The 19,411-nt window shown below is 40.3% G+C and carries 16 protein-coding genes; 11 read left to right on the forward strand and 5 right to left on the reverse strand.

The window, feature by feature from the left end; genetic code table 11:
• Window positions 1-57 precede the first annotated feature (57 nt).
• From AMS66_RS12245 to AMS66_RS32305, 5 genes are all read left to right on the forward strand, one after another.
• Window positions 58-687 carry a DapH/DapD/GlmU-related protein gene (locus AMS66_RS12245; RefSeq protein ID WP_053781072.1) on the forward strand — a complete coding sequence of 210 codons (630 nt, stop codon included), beginning with the start codon at window positions 58-60 and terminating at the stop codon, window positions 685-687.
• 563 nt (window positions 688-1,250) lie between these two features.
• Window positions 1,251-2,687, forward strand: coding sequence for a helix-turn-helix domain-containing protein (locus AMS66_RS12250; RefSeq protein ID WP_053781073.1), 1,437 nt, complete (start codon window positions 1,251-1,253; stop codon window positions 2,685-2,687).
• A gap of 157 nt (window positions 2,688-2,844) precedes the next feature.
• On the forward strand, window positions 2,845-3,552 hold the full coding sequence (deoD, locus tag AMS66_RS12255; protein WP_053781074.1) for a purine-nucleoside phosphorylase: 708 nt from the start codon (window positions 2,845-2,847) through the stop codon (window positions 3,550-3,552).
• Between the two features lie 342 nt (window positions 3,553-3,894).
• Window positions 3,895-5,076 carry a NupC/NupG family nucleoside CNT transporter gene (locus AMS66_RS12260; protein ID WP_053781075.1) on the forward strand — a complete coding sequence of 394 codons (1,182 nt, stop codon included), beginning with the start codon at window positions 3,895-3,897 and terminating at the stop codon, window positions 5,074-5,076.
• A gap of 279 nt (window positions 5,077-5,355) precedes the next feature.
• Entirely contained in the window at window positions 5,356-5,703 is a 348-nt protein-coding gene (locus AMS66_RS32305) for a leucine-rich repeat domain-containing protein (RefSeq protein WP_053781076.1), read from the forward strand.
• Between the two features lie 134 nt (window positions 5,704-5,837).
• Here the strand turns inward: AMS66_RS32305 and AMS66_RS12270 are convergent, their stop codons facing one another.
• Window positions 5,838-6,944, reverse strand: a complete 1,107-nt coding sequence (locus tag AMS66_RS12270) for an FAD-dependent monooxygenase (RefSeq protein WP_053781077.1) — start codon at window positions 6,942-6,944, stop codon at window positions 5,838-5,840.
• A 298-nt stretch (window positions 6,945-7,242) separates the two neighbouring features.
• On the opposite strand from AMS66_RS12270, the gene bglS reads away from it, so the two are divergent.
• From bglS to AMS66_RS12285, 3 genes are all read left to right on the forward strand, one after another.
• Window positions 7,243-7,956, forward strand: a complete 714-nt coding sequence (gene bglS, locus AMS66_RS12275; RefSeq protein WP_053781078.1) for a beta-glucanase — start codon at window positions 7,243-7,245, stop codon at window positions 7,954-7,956.
• Between the two features lie 210 nt (window positions 7,957-8,166).
• The gene (locus AMS66_RS12280) at window positions 8,167-8,544 is read left to right on the forward strand and encodes a hypothetical protein (RefSeq protein WP_053781079.1); all 378 of its coding nucleotides are present in this window, start codon (window positions 8,167-8,169) and stop codon (window positions 8,542-8,544) included.
• A 327-nt stretch (window positions 8,545-8,871) separates the two neighbouring features.
• Window positions 8,872-10,845: a Na+/H+ antiporter gene (locus AMS66_RS12285; RefSeq protein WP_053781080.1), complete on the forward strand. Its 1,974-nt coding sequence runs from the start codon at window positions 8,872-8,874 to the stop codon at window positions 10,843-10,845.
• A gap of 665 nt (window positions 10,846-11,510) precedes the next feature.
• Here AMS66_RS12285 and AMS66_RS12295 read toward each other — a convergent pair.
• On the reverse strand, window positions 11,511-12,101 hold the full coding sequence (locus tag AMS66_RS12295) for a class I SAM-dependent methyltransferase (RefSeq protein ID WP_053781082.1): 591 nt from the start codon (window positions 12,099-12,101) through the stop codon (window positions 11,511-11,513).
• Window positions 12,098-12,598 (reverse strand): DedA family protein, encoded by a 501-nt coding sequence (locus AMS66_RS12300; RefSeq protein WP_053781083.1) that lies wholly within the window; start codon window positions 12,596-12,598, stop codon window positions 12,098-12,100. The genes AMS66_RS12295 and AMS66_RS12300 overlap by 4 nt, the downstream gene beginning before the upstream one ends.
• Window positions 12,599-12,910: 312 nt before the next feature.
• Between AMS66_RS12300 and AMS66_RS12305 the strand changes: the two genes are divergently transcribed.
• Entirely contained in the window at window positions 12,911-13,609 is a 699-nt protein-coding gene (locus AMS66_RS12305) for a response regulator transcription factor (RefSeq protein ID WP_053781084.1), read from the forward strand.
• The gene (locus AMS66_RS12310) at window positions 13,584-14,885 is read left to right on the forward strand and encodes a sensor histidine kinase (RefSeq protein WP_053781085.1); all 1,302 of its coding nucleotides are present in this window, start codon (window positions 13,584-13,586) and stop codon (window positions 14,883-14,885) included. The genes AMS66_RS12305 and AMS66_RS12310 overlap by 26 nt, the downstream gene beginning before the upstream one ends.
• Before the next feature lie 73 nt (window positions 14,886-14,958).
• Here AMS66_RS12310 and AMS66_RS12315 read toward each other — a convergent pair whose 3' ends face one another.
• Complete coding sequence (locus AMS66_RS12315; protein WP_236703361.1) at window positions 14,959-15,900, reverse strand: LuxR C-terminal-related transcriptional regulator; 942 nt, start codon at window positions 15,898-15,900, stop codon at window positions 14,959-14,961.
• Between the two features lie 407 nt (window positions 15,901-16,307).
• Between AMS66_RS12315 and AMS66_RS12320 the strand changes: the two genes are divergently transcribed.
• Complete coding sequence (locus AMS66_RS12320; RefSeq protein WP_053781087.1) at window positions 16,308-17,051, forward strand: SDR family NAD(P)-dependent oxidoreductase; 744 nt, start codon at window positions 16,308-16,310, stop codon at window positions 17,049-17,051.
• Between the two features lie 575 nt (window positions 17,052-17,626).
• Here AMS66_RS12320 and AMS66_RS12325 read toward each other — a convergent pair.
• Complete coding sequence (locus AMS66_RS12325) at window positions 17,627-18,994, reverse strand: MFS transporter (protein WP_053781088.1); 1,368 nt, start codon at window positions 18,992-18,994, stop codon at window positions 17,627-17,629.
• Between the last annotated feature and the right edge of the window lie 417 nt (window positions 18,995-19,411).

Genomic DNA, 19,411 nt, shown 5'->3' on the forward strand with positions numbered 1-19,411 from the left:
GTCTTAGAATGTAAGGTCAACTAAAATAAATAGATTAAATGCAGAGGGGACTAAGGCATGAATATTACAGAACGAATGGCAAACCGACAACTGTTTACTGATCACGATGCGAATTATCCACAGGAAGCTTCTGATCTGGCTCGGGCGCGTCAACGAGGAAAGGCACTATGTTATGAGATCAATCGCTTACATCCCGATGATATTGAAATGCGTAAGGCTCTGATGGAACAACTTTTCGGTAGTATTGGTGAAAATGTTTGGATGGAACCTCCTATTCGGATGTCTTATGGATCAAACACTACAGTAGGCAATAATGTCTATATCAACTTTAATTTAACTGTTGTCGATGACTATAAAGTCACGATTGGAAACGATGTCATGTTTGGCCCAAATGTCACGATTGCTGTAACCAATCATCCAGTACACCCAGAAAAGCGCAAAGAAGGTGGAATGTTCGCTCTACCGGTAGTTATCGAGGATGGTGCATGGATCGGTAGCTGCGCTGTGATTGTGCCAGGAGTTACTATCGGTGCGGGTAGTGTGATCGGTGCAGGAAGCGTGGTAACCAAGGATATCCCTAGTAATGTAATCGCTGTCGGAAATCCCTGCAGGGTCCTACGTGATATCACGGATCATGACAGAGAGTATTACTACAAAAACATGCGTTTCGACCAAGTGGAATGGTAATGGATAACCAAGCAAATAATCAAATCTAACTTGGGCCGATTAGACGCTACCTGGCAAGGAGAGAATATGGAAGAATGATGCCACTCATTGTTGAAATCATTATATCAGTTTGTATTTTGATTGGATTATATTTTGTAATAGGTAGGTTATTGGAATCCCCACGTGTTGTCAGTTACGCAGAGCATCTAGAAGAACAATTTGAAAAAAATCTTTATGAAGACAACCCAAATTGAATAATAAGGTATAGGAACTATAAGATTAAATTGCTGTTATCCCCTTTTCGTAGACAAGAGAAAAAAGACATCTGTTAAGATGGACTTGATCTTGCTGAGCGGAGGGGGTTTTTTTCATGGATAAAAAAGGAAAAACCAATAAATGGTGCCGAAAGGGTCGGCTCGTATATGAATTGAACGAACGGGTGGGATAGTTTAAGCTTATTCACACTGGTTTATCATAGATTGTATTTAAACACATTAAAAAGCCGATTCTTTCCTTATGCGGGAATGAGTTTTCTTTAGCCAAAAACACGATGACATTCAAAATAAGTGAAATAGGGTGGAAACATGGATAAGGGATTTACATTAGCTAGTCAACTATTAACGCTGCTTGATACGGAACAAAGATGGTTTACCTTAGCTGAAGTTGAAAAAAGTTTAGGGGTCTCAGATAAAACAATACGTAAGATGGTGGATGAAATCAGCAAGCAATTGCCGCCGACTGTAACTATAGAAGTTTCTAGAGGAAAGGGAATCGTTCTTCTGCGTGACGGGCGAAGTGAGACGATGAGTGAAGTGATTTCTTCGATGTTCAGACAAACCATCTTTTATCGACTGATGAATGTATTGTTTACGAATGTGGAACGGCTGTCCGTGGAGGAGCTTGCCGGAGTCATGTTTATGAGTACCTCGTCTTTGAAGAAACTAATTGTGCAATTAAATAATAATGATCTAAAAGCGTATAAGCTACGCATTACGTATTCAACCCCAATGATCAAAGGAAATGAAATGAATATTCGATATTTCTATTGGAAGTTATATTGTGATGCGTATGAGTTCACAGGATGGCCCTTTGCAAATGTCGATTTTGCATATATCAATCAGTTAATCACAAATACAGAGAATGAGAAAAACATTGTATATTTTATCAATTCCAAAAGGAGATTATCCTTTTTGTTGGCCATTGTTGTGGAAAGAGTCGCTAAAAGGGAATACGTAAAAATCGACGAAAATGGCTACCCCTGGGAAAAAGGGATGTTTTATTTACCCGTGGAGATCCTTGCAAAGAGTCTTGAAGAAAAGTTCTCCATTGATTTCTCCAAAAGTGAAATTTGCTTTATGCAGTCCCTGGTTAGTCTCAGCCAATATCATTATTATGAAGGATCGGAAATAACGCCGATGAAAGAAGTCGAATTGCATAAAGATAAAGAAGAATATCAAATGGGGAATCTGCTTCTAAGACTACTGGCAAAAGTATACCCCAACTTGGAGATGGAAGAACGATTTATATTGGAGATATACGCGTTCTTTGACAAGTTATTAATCGATAATGCAATTTCTGAATGGATGATGATTTCAAAAAGTAATTTAACGGCATATGTACAAAAGGAATGCCAGCAGATTTATCAAGAACTGCAAACCTGCATGCAAACGTGGAGTAAAGCTTATCCTGCCGTTTTGTATAATCATTTTCATTTGACCAAGCTAACCTTAATTGTTCGTTCAAGTTTACGTTATAAAAAGAAAAGAGCCTTCTTAGTAATTGGGGAAGAATTCTCAATTCGTCATTACATAGCCGATTTGATCAAGAAGGAAATTGGGGATCAGTTGATCATCAATACGTCCATAATGAAAGGGCTCTCCGACGAAATGATGCAGCAAAATCAGATTGATTTTGTCATTAGTAATATCCCGGTTTCATTGCAGACCGTGCCTGTTGTTATTATCTCTACGATTCCGTCCAAAAGAGATCTAGACAACATTCGTAAAGAATTGCTTTTATAATTTGATCAATTATTTCCCTGACCCTCCGTAAGATTTTGGTCTAGTTTGTTATGACAAAAAATCTTATGCTCAATGTACTTTCCAAACAAATTTTCTTGAAGGCAAGAAGAGATTTCTTGGGAAGCCTGGTTTCACATTGAGAGTAGGAGGCAGAAATATGAGTAGGCATTTAGGCGCGAAAAAGGGAGAAGTAGCGGACATCGTTTTGCTTCCAGGAGATCCTTTGCGTGCAAAATTCGTAGCAGAACACTTTTTAGATGAGGTCAATTGTTATAACGAAGTAAGAGGCATGTATGGGTATACGGGATTATACAAGGGGATACGGGTATCCGTTCAGGGGACAGGGATGGGAAATCCATCGATGAGTATCTATGCAACGGAATTGATCGTCGATTATGAAGTTAAGAAATTGATTCGTATCGGTACATGTGGAGCCATGCAGAAAGAAATTAATATCCGCGATATTGTAATAGCCCAAGCCGTGTCTTCAGATAGTAATATGACGGATAAGATTTTCCATGGCTGTAATTATGCACCTACGGCAGATTTCTCATTGTTAATGAAAGCGTATCAACAGGCACAAACTAAACAAGTAAGTGTATTTGTTGGTAACATCTATAACTCTGATGAATTCTACCGTGAGAACTTAGATCGACTTCACAAGTTTATGGATTTTGGTGTATTAGCAGTCGAAATGGAGAGCACAGCCCTATATACGTTAGCCGCTAAATATGGTGTGAAAGTATTATCCATCTTGACAGTAGGCAGTCAGCTGTTAACACAGGAGCACTTAACTCATCAAGAAAGTGAACAATCTTTTTATGAAATGGTTGAAATAGCTCTTAACGCAGCCATTGAGAGCTAGTTTATCGATAAGAGGTGAAATCGCTGAGTCAATTGCTATCGCAGATTTATATAACCTAACACCCATGTAGGCTTCTGGAATCATCCAGAGCACAATGATTACTTTAGGGATAGCTGTATTTTTGCAAGGCCTAATTAGCCAATATATATTTGCTCTTATTGATCTTTCAAATAAGCGGTTCTTTTATGAAAGGTATGATGGGGATCACGTCAAGCCACACCTAGTTGGATGTTATATTTTTCTTGCTGAGTGTGATAGTGATCTGCATTAACCTTTGGGTTAGGGAACAGTCGCTTTGTTTTGCTGCGCCAATTTTCAGTAAGTATTTTAGGAGGGTTAAACATGCATTATCTCATTTCTGTTGCCGGTCTGATTATTGTGCTATTACTGGCATGGCTTGCGAGTAATAATAAGCAAAAAATTAAATATCGTCCAATCATTATAATGATTGTTATTCAGATAGGTTTGGGACTAATTATACTAAAAACGAGTATAGGCGAATTCTTAATTAAAGGCTTTGCCGATAGTTTTTCGAAATTACTTGGATATGCCAACGAAGGAACGAACTTTGTTTTTGGTGGGATTGCAAATGAAGGAGCCCATACATTTTTCCTGTATGTTTTGATGCCTATCGTTTTTATGTCAGCATTAATAGGGATTCTGCAACATTACAAAATACTGCCGTTCATTATAAAGTATATTGGTCTGGTGCTAAGTAAAGTAAATGGCATGGGGAAATTGGAATCTTATAATGCGGTTGCAGCCGCAATTGTAGGACAAAATGAAGTATTTATCTCTGTGAAAAATCAGCTTGGATTATTGCCAAAGCATCGCTTGTATACATTATGTGCATCTGCAATGTCAACGGTATCTATGTCCATTGTTGGTTCATATATGACGATGCTGGAACCTAGATATGTAGTAGCTGCATTAATATTAAACCTATTTGGCGGCTTTATCATTGCATCCATCATTAATCCGTATGAAGTTACAGCTGAAGAAGATATTGTTGAAGTTCAGGAAGAGGGAAAACAAACGTTTTTTGAAATGCTGGGCGAATATATTATGGATGGCTTTAAAGTAGCCATTGTAGTGGGAGTAATGTTAGTTGGTTTTGTTGGAATCATTGCTTTAATTAACGGGGTCTTCAGTGGCATATTTGGCATCTCGTTCCAAGGTGTTCTAGGGTATGTCTTTGCACCAATTGCCTTTATGATCGGTGTGCCATGGCATGAAGCTGTTCATGCCGGTAGTATCATGGCAACGAAACTGGTTGCGAATGAATTTGTAGCTATGCTTGACTTTGTTAAGATCCAAGATGGTTTAAGTGGGCGTACTACAGCCATTGTTTCCGTTTTTCTAATCTCATTTGCTAACTTTGGGTCCATTGGTACAATCGTGGGTGCAGTAAAAGGGCTGAATGAAAAACAAGGGAACATTGTTGCTCGGTTTGGATTGAAGCTGTTATATGGGGCTACACTTGTAAGCGTTTTATCGGCCATAATTATCGGTATTATATTTTAGTTGAACCAACTGGAAATGAAGCTGTCCTAAATGATATGGAAGGTTAATGTAGAGGGACACCAATATCTTCGTTGAAAGTCGCTATTTTAGCGGCTTTTTTTCGTTTGTTAGCTCATATTCGAGTGACGAAACATATACAATCAAGAAAGTATATATTGACACCGATATGTGGTCGCCGGAATCATTCTGATTCTTTGCTTTGGACTTACACTACGGAGCGAAGGAACTTAAATTGGTCGTGACTGACGGGGGAAATGGCAATGGATCTGACCATGCCACATGGGGAAATACAAAGCGGCATTACAGGCAGCAATAGCTGGATTAACCGAAGTTAATTTAACTGCGCCGATTGTCATCCAAGATGTTTATCTAAGAGATTCTATTAAAACAGCATTAGGAATAACGGGAGATCTAACCTTTGGAGATATGCTGAAATTGACAACACTAAATAGCAAATCTGGAAGACTTAGATCCTTAGAGGGTTTGCAGTACGCAAATAACTTGGTGAGGTTAGATATCACGGGTAATGCCATCACGGATTTCTCTCCATTAAAAGGGTTAACTAAACTCGATAATTTGTTGGCAAATCCCCAAATTGTTGAAATTCCATTGAAACCGCTAATTTAGCGGTTTTTTTTTAAGGAATCAAGTTCTTGCCCCAAACTGAGGACAAGAACTTGGTCCTAATCATTAAACTCAACAAATACACACTGAAAAAATACCATCAAATGATAGCCTCTCAATATCCTACAAATCGGTCCCTAGATGTCCTTAATGGATGCCGCTTGCGAAATTCTTTCGCGAATGTCTTCTTCAGTTCGTGGGACAAGAAAATCTACCATCATTTCCGCGTTTGCTTGAACTTCCTCGATGAAAGGACGGAAACTCTTATTATATTCTTGGAACGCAAGTTCAAAATTCCCATGGTTTTTTTGGAAAGCATCAGCCAAGGCTGCTGCCCCATCTATTGCCAGTGATCCACCCATGCCAGCAGCCGGAGAGGCGCAGTATCCAGCATCACCGACTAGCGCTACCCTGCCTTTTGTCCACGACGGTATTTTCATTTGGCACAGCTTGTCAAAGTAAAAAGTTTTCGAGTTCTTCACTTCTTCCAGCAATTCCGGCGTTCGCCAGCCTAGTCCGGAAAATTGATTCAGAATGATATCCCGTTGCTGATCTTCGTTTCGGTAGTCGTATGGGAGTTCCTTCACCGAAGAAAAGCAGAGGACAATATCGGTTTTATTGTTATAAGTGTTCAGCATGACCGCCTTGCCCGGCTCGTTGTACATCTGTGTCGTATTCTCCCGGATCAACAACTTATCCACGATCGTGATAGAGAAATACGTTTTAAGAAAAATCGAAAATTCCGCCTCCTCGCCGAAGCACAATTTTCTGACGGTCGAATGAATACCATCACAGCCGAATACCAGGTCATACGAGCGCTTTTGTCCTCCTTTGAAAGCTACCTCAACGCCATTATTTTCTTCTTTCAATGATGTAATGCTATCTCCGAAAATAAACTCAACGTCATCTTTGACAGCCTTGAACATGATATCCAGCAATACATCTCGCTCGATTTCATATTCATCTTCTGCGAGCTGCTCACGGATTTCGAATCTTTCAGTGACATCATCGGAATTTTTGAATTCCATCAATTCCATGTCTATTTTGTTCGACTGGATTTGGCCTAGCAGACCCATACGTTTCACGATGTCGACGGTATTTTCGCGGATATTTACAGGTGTGCCGCCTTTTTTAAGACCTTCAGCGATCTCAACAACGGTCACGTTGTAGCCAAACTGCTTCATCCAGTAGGCTGTTGAGATGCCGGCAAAACTCGCCCCGCTAACTAGAATATTTTTTTTCATATTCGTTCCTCCCGTGATCCATAATATTTCTAATGATTTTGTATAGAATAAAATAGCTTTATGAACTGAATATGAACAGCTCGTGCAGAGCCAGGCGTTGACCTTTTCCTCACGAAAAGCTTTAGAAATGAATATCTATCTTTAAAGATTGCTATAGTTATCCCATTTACATCCATATAGAATGAAAACACCAAACGTGTAAGCGCTTTATATTATGCTTCCGCAAGAGGATCTACTACTTTTGGGGATCCCTTGCCCAAACTTCGTACATGTTTGGAATCATTCATGGAGGTGTGTGATGAAAAGGAAGTCTTGGTATACTTTGGTGGTGGCATGTGTGGTATCTTTGTTTGTTTCGGTAAGTGCTTTCGCAAGTTATGTTTTCTGGGAACCACTAACTTATTTTAACCCGGAAACATGGCAAAAGGCAGATGGCTACTCCAACGGAGAAATGTTCAACTGCACATGGCGGGCCAACAATGTCAATTTTACGAATGATGGGAAGCTCAAGCTAGGTTTGACAAGTTCTGCGTACAACAAGTTTGATTGCGGGGAGTACCGCTCCACTAATAATTATGGATATGGGCTGTATGAAGTCAGCATGAAGCCTGCCAAAAATACCGGCATAGTATCCTCCTTTTTCACCTACACAGGACCTGCTCATGGCACGCAATGGGACGAGATTGATATTGAATTTTTAGGAAAAGACACGACCAAAGTGCAATTTAATTATTTTACAAATGGGGTGGGTGGTCATGAGAAAGTTATTAACCTTGGCTTTGATGCATCACAGGGGTTCCATACCTATGCTTTCGACTGGCAACCAGGGTATATCAAGTGGTATGTTGATGGCGTATTGAAGCATACCGCAACCAGCAATATCCCCATAACTCCCGGTAAAATTATGATGAATATATGGAATGGAACCGGGGTTGATAGTTGGTTAGGTCCTTATAACGGTGCCAATCCATTGTACGCAGAATACGATTGGGTTAAATATACGAGTAATTAGTTGCAGAAGCAGCCGCTCAGCGGCTGCTTTTGTTTTACGACCGCGTTCCTCTATTCATTTTAACGAATCAAATGACGATAAATCATCTGTGAATCTCACAAAAAAATAGAGAAGAATCTCGGCAACAACGTTACGAGTTATACGGCGAAAACCAAGGAAGGTAAAATAGTATGGACTAAAAAAATAAGTAACGTAAGCTACCGGGAAGATATGAAGAATTCGGTGCGTGAAGGCAAAGATGTTTTTTCTATCGGATTCACAGGAATTCTATCCAATGGCAACTTTTTCATCATAGACCGGAAGGGTGTCATGCAGACAGTTCCTGCTTCTGCAAAAAGCTATCAGACAGCTCCAGATGGAACTGTGATGCTGGTCGAGAATTCACGAGTATCTATCTATCAGGTAAGTGAGTCGGCGTCCACCAAATTAAAATTATTGCATACAATCAATATTTCTGAAATCGCCGGATCTACCTCAACGTTTGTGTATGAGGGTGGGGGCATCGTCTATTACATGAACGACAGCAGCCAGATTATCCGATATGATTTAAACAAGGCTCCTGGGAGCAATACGACCGTAAAACAGTGAACTGTGACCCATAGGAATGAAACTTAAAAAAAATTCTCATTACTGGTCCCAGTTCAACGCTTAACTTTAAAAAATTTGTAAAACGACAAGAACACACAACGCTTAATAGCCGCGTAACTGCGGCTTTTTTATATATTGATGTCAATCCGTAGGAAAAGAACATGGATCGTTAGCCGGGGGGATTATAGAATATGTCTCTGAGCAGCCTACGTGAAAAGCGATTCATTCACATACAGTTCATAAATGCATTTTACAATAAGATAAATTCTTGTTAGAAATAATTACGAAAAGCTGCTTATTGCAGATAAATATGGAGGTAAGATTCGTTTGGAATTATTTGAATATATTTTGCTGATGCTTGCGGCGGTCTCATTATCTAATTTAGTAAACCGGTTTATCCCTTCGGTCTCCGTGCCTATTATTCAAATCGTGCTGGGGATGTTGATTACTTTGCTACCCTTGCACTATGAACTGAAATTAAATCCGGAGCTGTTTCTGCTTCTATTCATAGCCCCGTTGCTGTTCAATGATGGCAGGCATGCAGATAAAGAAGCGCTCTGGAAGCTGAAGAAACCTATCCTTTTGCTAGCGCTTGGTTTGGTCTTTGTAACGGTAGCCGTGATGGGTTATTTCCTAAATTGGCTACTTCCGGTCATCCCACTGGCGGCAGCTTTTGCATTGGCGGCTGCACTAGCACCTACCGATGCTGTGGCCGTTGGTGCACTGGAGCAGAAAGTAAAGATCCCCCATCAGACAATGCAAATTCTTGAGGGAGAATCTTTAATAAATGATGCATCAGGGCTGGTCTCCTTTCAGTTTGCCGTAGCCGCAATGGTCACAGGTGTATTCTCTTTCAAAACTGCCAGTATCAGCTTTATTTCCATTTCACTTGGGGGTGTGGTACTGGGCCTTCTGCTCACCTTAATTAAATATGGTGTGGTGAAGTGGTTGCGGAAACTGGGGATGGAGAATGTCACGCTTCACATGCTGATTGAGATCTTGACTCCATTTTTGATTTTCATGGCAGCGGAGGAATTAGGGGTCAACGGTATCCTGGCTGTCGTCGCCGCAGGAATCGCCCATTCTTTCGGTTACAAGAAAATGAACCCCGAGGTAGCCAAGCTGAGTGTTGTATCCAAAAGCACCTGGTCGGTCATTATCTTTGTATTGAATGGACTGGTTTTCCTGTTGCTTGGAACACAGCTTCCTGATATTATCCAGACGATTTGGAGTAACCCGGAAATAGGGAATTTTAAAGTCATTATGTACACACTATTATTGACTTCAGCTGTACTCGGGCTGCGTCTCATCTGGGCAATCCTGATGGATATTTCTAAAGGACTCAAACAGAGCGACCCTTGGCATCTTAGGTTGAAGAAGGCGCTTATCCTTAGTCTATCGGGAGTCCGGGGAACGATCACACTAGCGAGTACATTGTCACTGCCGTTTTTTCTTAATGATGGCACTTCATTTCCGGCCAGGGATCTGATCATTTTCCTAGCGGCTGGGGTTATTCTGTGGACGCTTCTGGCATCCAACTATCTGTTGCCGCTTTTATTGGGTAAAGAAACACAAACGGAGCAGGAAGAGGACGAGATTCAGGCGAAAATTGAGATTCTGAGGAATGTGGTTACCGGATTAAATGAATCGATCACGGACCAGAACCGGCTTGCGACCGCTCAGATCATCAATACGTATACTTCCAGAATTCGAACGCTCAAAAAAGATGAAAAGAAAGATAAGGTACAGCGATCCTTGGGTTTGTCTGTCCTGAAATGGGAAAGAGAGAACACTCTGCTTGCACTTGAAAAGAAAGAAGTGAATCCATACACAGCATACCGTTACCTTAATCGAATTAACAAACTATTGTATATGCACACAAGAGATGCGCGCTATAAAAAAGAGCTTTTCCCCGTTAAGCATTGGGACGAAGTGTTCGGAATGCTGCAGCAATTCCGGTTAAGTTTCCGAGAAAGAAGGGCGGAACTGAACAGACTTAGAATTCAAAATGTTACTTATGTCATTAAGCAGCTAAATGTTCTGCTCGCAGAAGGCGAGCGGGATATGGAGATGGTCAGCTCACTGATTCTGCAATATGAACGTATGCTGCTGGGTCTGACCAGAAATGAACCGGACATCGGCACCCGAAAAGAGTTGGGCAAATCGATGCAGGAGCTGGCCCGAGTCGGAATTCAGCTGGAGAGAGACAACATCCAGTCCATGTTCGAGGCTGGACGGATTTCAAGACAGGGCATGAAGGAAATGAAACGCGATATTCTTTTCATGGAACATGATTTGTGAGAAGAGACAAGTTGAGAGAGGTCTCGATTCTATGTTTTTGTCAAAAGCGTAAGGATAGCAGAATAGCGCCTAAATATGGAAAAAATTTAATATATCAATTGCGAAGTTGATTGGATATAATGCAAAAGCATATAAAAGGAGATATAAAATATATAAAAATAACAAAAAGTGAGGAATGTATGTGGTTTACTTTTTATGGACGATGTATCTTGGATTGCTCGGAACAGCATCTCTCGCTTTTTTATTAAAAGGAAAGTATAAATCAAAACTTAGCAAAATAGATTTCGTCGTGTCTGTCATTACATGGATTGGGTTGTTGGGGTTCGTTACGGAAACCACTATTCTAACTCCTGCGTTCTGGAAAATTGTTACCGTGACAGCTTTACTGTGGGATATCTCATTCACGATGCTACTAAAGGATTATGAAGGTGAAGAACTCCTGAAGGAATTACCGATTGTGGTGAGGAGAGTTTTGATGTTAATAACATTAGTTATCATGATTGGACCTCTTTACTACGGGCTTTTCAGATATTCTTTTTCATGAATCCGTGTAAACGAAATAAGAATGTAAAACCAGTGGAATTTAAATTCATTCACTGGTTTTTATCTATCTAGGATGCAGTTTGAAAAATTACAAATGAGTCATGGAGCATCCTTAATTCAAACTACAACAACGAAGACTGTGGCTTTGCATTACTTTCTTTTTTACGACATACATAAACGTATGCGAAAGGAATATTCAGAGGTACAAACACAATTTTTTCAATAATAAATTTTTCGGATAGCTGTTTTTTCATTTGTAGAGAATATTGAAAAGCAATAAATTGTCCTCCAGGTTTTAGAGCTTGGTGAATCTGTTCGATTAAGGTGTCCCTCAATGTACGCTCAAAATTAAAAAATGGCAAACCGCTAAATATATAATCGAGTGCATCTATACCTTCGTTCTTCATTGTATTTAGTAAAGCAGCAGCGTTTGGGTGAGAAGTGAAATTTGGATATTTAATTCGTAAATTGCTGCGCATCCTCTGATCCATTTCAAATAATAAAACTTTTGTGTTTTCATGTCCATTTTTTTGAATGTATCGGGTAATGGCTCCAGTCCCTGCTCCAAGCTCTGCAACTGCCATATTTCCTTGCCAAATTGCTTGTTTAACCATCGCATTAGCCAAAAAACGAGAACTTGGAATAATACTCCCCACATTTTTGGGGCTCTTTACAAAGCTTCTTAAAAATAGCAGACTATCATTTGATTTCATTTTATATCCTCCAGCATTGCTAAGATGGGAGTTCCAAAGAAATTTCCCAAAGCAAAGAAAGTAATCGTCCAGAGTAGGGCGCTTGAGTAGGTTATAAGAGCAAATTTTTTAAAATGAACACCGCTCAGTCCAATGAGCAAAGGCATGAAATAACGCACAACAGGGATAAACATTCCGATACACATCGCTACATGGCCTCTTTTTCTGAAAATGGATTCGGCTATGAGATAGTGCTTATTGTGTGAGAACTTATTCTTCAATTTGTGGCCGAATAATTTGCCTGTAAAATAAGCAACCGTGATCGCTGTTAGCAGACCAATCAGAATACTGATATAGGCAGTCCAGTGATTGATAAAACCCGAGCGACTTAGAACGGCACTGGTAAGAATGGTTACTTCATTAGGAATTGGGATTCCGAATGGGCCTAGAGAGAAGGCTAGAAAAAAGAAAAGGTACCCATATTGATGGATAAGATCTAGCACGTTATGAACAATCATTTTTTTTCAGCTCCTCATGTTGATAGCTGTATCTTACCGAGAAAAATTAAGGGAATGATGAGGGTATTTCTAAAGAAAATCTAAAGAAGTTGCAGTTAGTGGGATTGAAATTACGATGTATAAAAACTTCATTAATTCCTTCGTTTTTGTACTAGAGATTTTTCATTTAAATCGTGTATTATGACTTAAATTGGGCAAGAAAAGCTATGTATATATAATCAATTGCACATGCTCCACCGGCTATGTTAAATTTCCGGGATACATTTGTTCCAGATTAGAAGTAATAGCAATAACGTGATAAAGGTGAGAATTATGGATATAAATAATATTCTAGTTGTAGACGATGAACCGGAAATTCGAGAAGCTCTCGTTATTTATTTAAAAAGCAATGATGTAGATGTATTTACGGCCTCTAACGGTTTAGAGGCGCTGGAAATCCTTGAACAAGAAACGATTCATCTTATTATCATGGACATCATGATGCCGCAGCTCGACGGAATCAAGACAACATTTAAAATTCGTGAAAACAAAAATATACCGATCATTATGCTTTCCGCCAAATCGGAGGATAGTGACAAGATCTTGGGGCTCAACGTTGGAGCCGACGACTATATAACGAAACCGTTTAATCCTCTGGAACTGGTAGCAAGAGTTCGATCTCAGCTACGCCGGTTTACGAATTTAGGTTCCTTCCAATCAATTGGGGAAGAGATCATTCAAGTAAAAGGACTCGTGCTGAACAAAAGCTCGAAGACTGTTGAGGTGGATGGAGAGGACGTTAGACTGACTGCGAAGGAGTATAAAATTTTGGAGCTGCTGATGGAGAACAAGGGTAGAGTTTTCTCCATTGATGAGATTTATGAGCGCGTATGGAATGAACCGATCTTTGCTTCAGAGAATACGGTTGCCGTACATGTGAGAAATATTCGTGAAAAAATTGAGATCAATCCTAAAGACCCAAAATATTTAAAGGTGGTATGGGGAATTGGATACAAATTCGAGAAAAAGTAAAGCAGATCGAAAGGTGGGAATCGATCTGCTTGTCATCATTGTCGCCACTATTTTATGGACCTTCATACTTATAAACGAGTATTCATACCTAGGGTTGAGTCTGAGATTTTCAGCGTCCAGTTTTATATTGGAAGTTATTTCTATTATTATCCTCGGCTTGTTGGCAGCCAGAATATTTCGTTATTATAAAGCACCGCATAATAGACGTTCCTTCTGGCATGGCAGTGTGCTGATAGATTACTTTCATATTTGGAGAAACGGTCTTAGAGCCAGCCTGCAATATGGGAGACTAACGTTTGGCCTCATCATTATACTTTTGCTGACTGCGATAGCCGGTATTTGTTTTTGGGAGGCAGTCACGTATTACGGACAGGGATGGCTCATAATTTTTTTGTTGCTGTATGTGTTGCTTCTTGCTCCATATATACTATCCAAGCTTAGACGTTACATCGCTATCATCAACGGGAGCAAAAAGATTGCCGAAGGGAATATTCAGAATTCAATTCAGGATAAAGGAAAGGATTCCTTATCTGAACTTGCTGGCTATATTAACAATATGAAAGCCGGATATCAAAATGCATTGAATAATCAAATGAAAAGCGAGCGGTTAAAAACTGAACTGATTACCAACGTATCGCATGATTTGAAGACCCCGCTTACTTCGATTATCAACTATGTCGATTTATTAAAAAAAGAAAATCATTCTTCTGAAACAGCCCGAGCCTATATTGAAACGCTAGATCGTAAGGCGCTGCGACTGAAACTGTTGATTGAAGATTTGTTCGATATTTCAAAGATGGCCAGCGGTACAATAGAGCTGGATATGGAGTACGTCGATGTGGCAACGTTGTTGACACAAGCGATTGCGGAGTCAAACAACCACATAGGACAAGCGTCGCTCGAAATTCGGGAGAGGATTGCGAAATTTCCAATCCATGCGTATTTGGACGGCAACAAAATGTGGCGTGTTTTCGAAAATTTAATTGGCAACGCGCAGAAATACTCACTTCCAGGAACCCGGATCTATATTTATTTGGACGAGACTGATGATTTGGTAAGATTCAAAATTCAAAATACCTCTGCCTATGAGATTGATTTTGATTCGGAAGAACTGTTCGAGCGGTTCAAAAGAGCAGACGAATCCCGCCAGACAGAGGGCTCGGGACTAGGACTGGCTATTGTGAAAAGCATCATTGAGTTGCACGGAGGGAAGATTAAGGTCGAGATTCACGGCGATCAATTCAACGTTATTCTGCATTTATCCAAGAAGCGCTGAATGAAATATAAGATCATCAACATGATACACAAGTTGGTGATATTATATTTTTAACAAATTAAATTCAAAGGTTCTAACTTAATAACCCCCAACGGAAAGCATAGGCAACGACCTGTGTCCGATTTTTGGCACGCAGCTTGGTCATAAGGCTGCTTACGTAATCTCTCACTGTATACTCGCTTAGGAACAACAAAGAAGCGATTTTCTTGTTATCGTATCCTTCCGCGAGAAGATCGAGAACGGTAGATTCCCTTTCTGTTAATACAATGGCCATCGTTTTGGCGGTGTTTTCCTTCTCTTTTCTGGATAAAAACAAACCAATTCTCTTTCCCACTTGTTCGAGCAAATCCAGCTCACTCTTTGTGCAGTCAAATGAATCTCCCATTTGGTCAAACGTGACCCAGCCATACAATTGATGCTCATGGGCAATCGGTACAAATATGATTGAAGACAACTGAAATAACTGGATATGCTCGTCCTTTAGATAAGGTTTTGGATTTTTCAAATAGATCGGTCTTTTGGAGTTGAAGATTAGAGTTTGCTCGGTCAATTGTCCTTTCATACTCTGAACCTTTGGAAGCTCTTCACCGATGACCCCATAGAACTGGTTGGACCAAGGTACATAGGCATAGAAGACACAACGTTTATAATTGAAATACTTCTCACATTTTTTAAGGATAAAGGCTAGATCGGAAACTCCGGAAGAACTGACTAGGAGTTGGTTTAATTGGTCCAGCAAACGCAGTTTATGTATTTCGTCATTTTCCTTCGTATCATGAGTTACAGGCTCCGTATCTGCCCATTTATGAAAGCTATGCATCAGATAAGAAAAAACAGATAACAGGAACATGAGTGGTTCCATCATTCGCTGATGTTTCAATTGAATCAATAGAGTCAGCAAAGATTTTTCAAATATAATTTGAAGCCAATGTAAGCTTGCCATATTTAATATGGATAGCTGAGATTGAACCCAGGTGTCCAAATAAGAAGAGTAGTGATTTTCCATATTATCCATGTCTGAATGAGTAAATATCCGAAAAAAGGATCCCATCAGCACTTCTGTTTCGTTCCGATGTGTTTCAGAGATGTTAGTTTCCGAAATCAAGTAAATGTTTGTATTTTCTTCGAGCTGTTTGTTATGCGTTCTGAAAAACAATACAAATTCCTGAAAAGTCATATCAGTATATGGATGAAAATGTTGTGTCATAATAAGCCGTTCCTTTCAAATGAAATACCCTACAAATGGGGGATATACAATCCATTATTACACAGAACTTTATAGGATAGTATTTCAAAATTAAAGGAGTAAGATTGAAGAGTACAAGTTCTTAAATCTTTTGAGTCCGATTAGGATTTATAAGATGTTAATGAATGGACAAACTATGTATATATAACTAATGATGAATGGAGCGGTTGAATCGTATGAAATTAAATGAAAAAGTTGCTATTGTTACAGGTGGCGCCAGTGGAATTGGAGAAGCAACCGTTCGTCTTTTTGCAAAAGAAGGAGCAAAAGTTGTCATTGCTGACTTTTCTGATCATGGTAAGGAACTAGCTGCCGAACTCAATGGGGAAGGTCTTGATACGTTATTTGTCAAAACAGATGTTACTAAAGAAGAAGATATAAAGCACATGATTAATAAAACCATTGAGAAATACGGTAAGCTGGATATTATGTATGCTAATGCAGGGGTTGCCGATGACGACACCGCTGACGTATTGTCATATGATAAATGGAAACGAACAATCGATATTAACTTGTCGGGTGTATTTCTTTCCGATAAATATGCAATCGAACAGTTCCTTAAGCAAGGAAATGGCGGAGTTATTGTGAATGCTGGTTCAATTCACAGCTTCGTTGCGTTGCCTAAAACAACAGCGTATGCCTCGGCAAAAGGAGGCGTTAAGCTGTTAACTCAGAATTTATGTACTGCTTATGCAAAAGACGGAATTCGTGTCAACGCGGTATGTCCTGGATACATTGAAACGCCTCTGTTGAAGAACGTAGATGCAAAAAGCAAAGAATATTTAACTTCACTTCATCCACAGGGCAGACTTGGACGACCAGAAGAAGTAGCAAAAGCTGTGTTGTTCCTAGCTAGCGATGATGCTAGTTTCGTAAATGGTACTACCTTGCTTGTTGATGGAGGTTATACCGCACATTAGTTTTGGTAAGATAAAAGATGGTATCTGAAAACAGATTATCAAATCGAAATAAACCTCTAATCATTGAAGACTTCTTCAATGATTAGAGGTTTTCTTTTACATACGAAGGTCAAGGCAACAGAATTATATTTTCAAGTTTTTAATTAATTAATTCAATCTCTTGTGCAATAATAGTAGGAGGCATGGTGTCCAATTGTTCGTTTTCGACCTTGAAGCGCATTTTTGAACCTACCGTGAACATAAGAACGCTACACTCCATAAGCTCAATTAAATTGTTTCATTTTTTGAAAAACGCGATTTATCAGTACCTTTGCGCCCTAACCATCAGGCAAGCTACGGCACTGGCATGGATCGATAACTGTCAGTAATGCCTTTGAAGCACTTGCCGTAAATAATCAAAGACCTATTAGAAACGAATTCATATAAAAAGCGCTTTGAACAAATCGAGAAGCACTGGAATTTTGGCCTGGAACTAAGGAGAACTTCTTAAATAGCCTCCAATACCATTATTGAAATGGACTTGGAGGCTTCATGTTCTAATTAATGAAGCTCCAGAAAATCCCTAGAGCAGTAAATCATTGACGATTGCGCTTGTACGACAGAGCGAACAGGAGGCCGCCAAACGTCACGAGCGCAATAAATATCAGCATCATATTGCTGTAAAGCGCGGCTGTTTGACTGGTTACGGTCGCGATTAGGGGGGAGTTTAGCCACGACTTCGTCAGCAGTCCGCCCACACCGGCAATGCCAATACCTTCGGCAAGGAAACAGGCGAAGTTGAGCATGCCCATTCCGGAACCTGCTTCATCCGGCTCGAGCGTCTTGGCGACACTTGCCGAAACGACAGTTTTTACAAACGAAAGACCTCCAAACGTCAGGATAATCGAACCTGTAATAAGCCAAGGCGCTCGATCCGTATAGAAGAGTACGATCAGAAAACCGGCGACAATCATGCCAAGCCCGGACAACATCCCGGCGATATGGCCCCGGCGGTCAGCCAGCATCCCGCCGAGCATCCCGAACAAGATGACACTTAATGTGCCCGGAAACAGAATGGCGCTTCCGATGAGGCCGGTCGGCATATGGTACACCGCTCTCATCAAATAAGGCACCATGGAAAAGAAACCGGCGACCGTGCCGAGCAGCAAGGCACCGGTGAGCACACCGGCAATATACCTTTTCTTCCGAAATAGGAACGGTTCCAGAAACGGTGCCTGTTGCCGGCGGATATGAAGAGCGAGAAGCCCGAACAGAACCAGACTTGCAGTGAGGTAAATCCAATGGTAAAGCGTTGTGAACAGCGCAAACGAGAGAATGCCGACGGATAGCAGAACGGCCCCGGTAATATCGAATGATTTTCTTTCCGAAGTCTCGTCGGGCAGAGTCCGTAGTACGAAAGGAAGGGCTAGCAGCGACAGCAAGGGCAGTGTGAATAACAAGGACCAATGAATATAGTCGGAAATCGCACCTCCGATGACCGGGCCGATCCCCTCGCCAAATGCAACCACAGAGCCAATCAGGCCGAACGCCTTGCCCTGTTTTCCCGGTTCGACAATCTTGACGATGATCACCATAATAAGCGATGGAACTGCCGAAGCGCCAACTCCCTGAAAAAAACGCGCGATCAGAACGCCCGGATACCAGGTATGACACAATAGGCCGGCAATCGAACCGAAACCGTAGATCAGAATACCGAATAACAGCAACTTTCTCATATCTATATGTTCCGATATCTTACCGTACACAGCGATGCCAATGGCGAAGGATAGCGAGAAGCAGGTATTAGTCCAATTTGCCGCCGACGGTGGAATATCAAAATAAGCGGCAATATCCGGCAATGTTACGTTAAACATGGTTTCGTTCATAACGCTGAAAAACGTTAAAATGCTCAGCCAAAGGATGAATCGTGACGCGTGAACTTCATTTCGATGTAGCACTTGCATATAACCCCTTTAAGATGAAGGGGAATCGCAGTTTATAGGGTCAATTATGCGTCTTCCCCTAAATGTTGTACCCTTACAGAATTGTTTTGCCGCATGATATAATACGCCTCCAAATATGTGAAATTAAAAAATAAATAAATACAATTTTATCATATCCTGTTAAAAGAAGTAAGGAGAAGATTAGTTGAAAGAATAAATCATCAACACATCGAAGATATTTCTCATATATATGGTTTTGCAAATTCCTATAAGGCGAAAAGAGTATTGTATTATTCAATAGATTCGATGAAAATAATACACTAATTAATGCATTTAGTTCGGAAATTAGTAACTCTTATGCTGAAATTGAGGATGAGGAAAAGAATAGATAGAGACATAGTATATAGAGGTAAACAGAGGCGGTTAGATGTTGGAAAA

It is taken from the genome of Paenibacillus xylanivorans (genome assembly GCF_001280595.1).
GTDB lineage: Bacteria > Bacillota > Bacilli > Paenibacillales > Paenibacillaceae > Paenibacillus > Paenibacillus xylanivorans.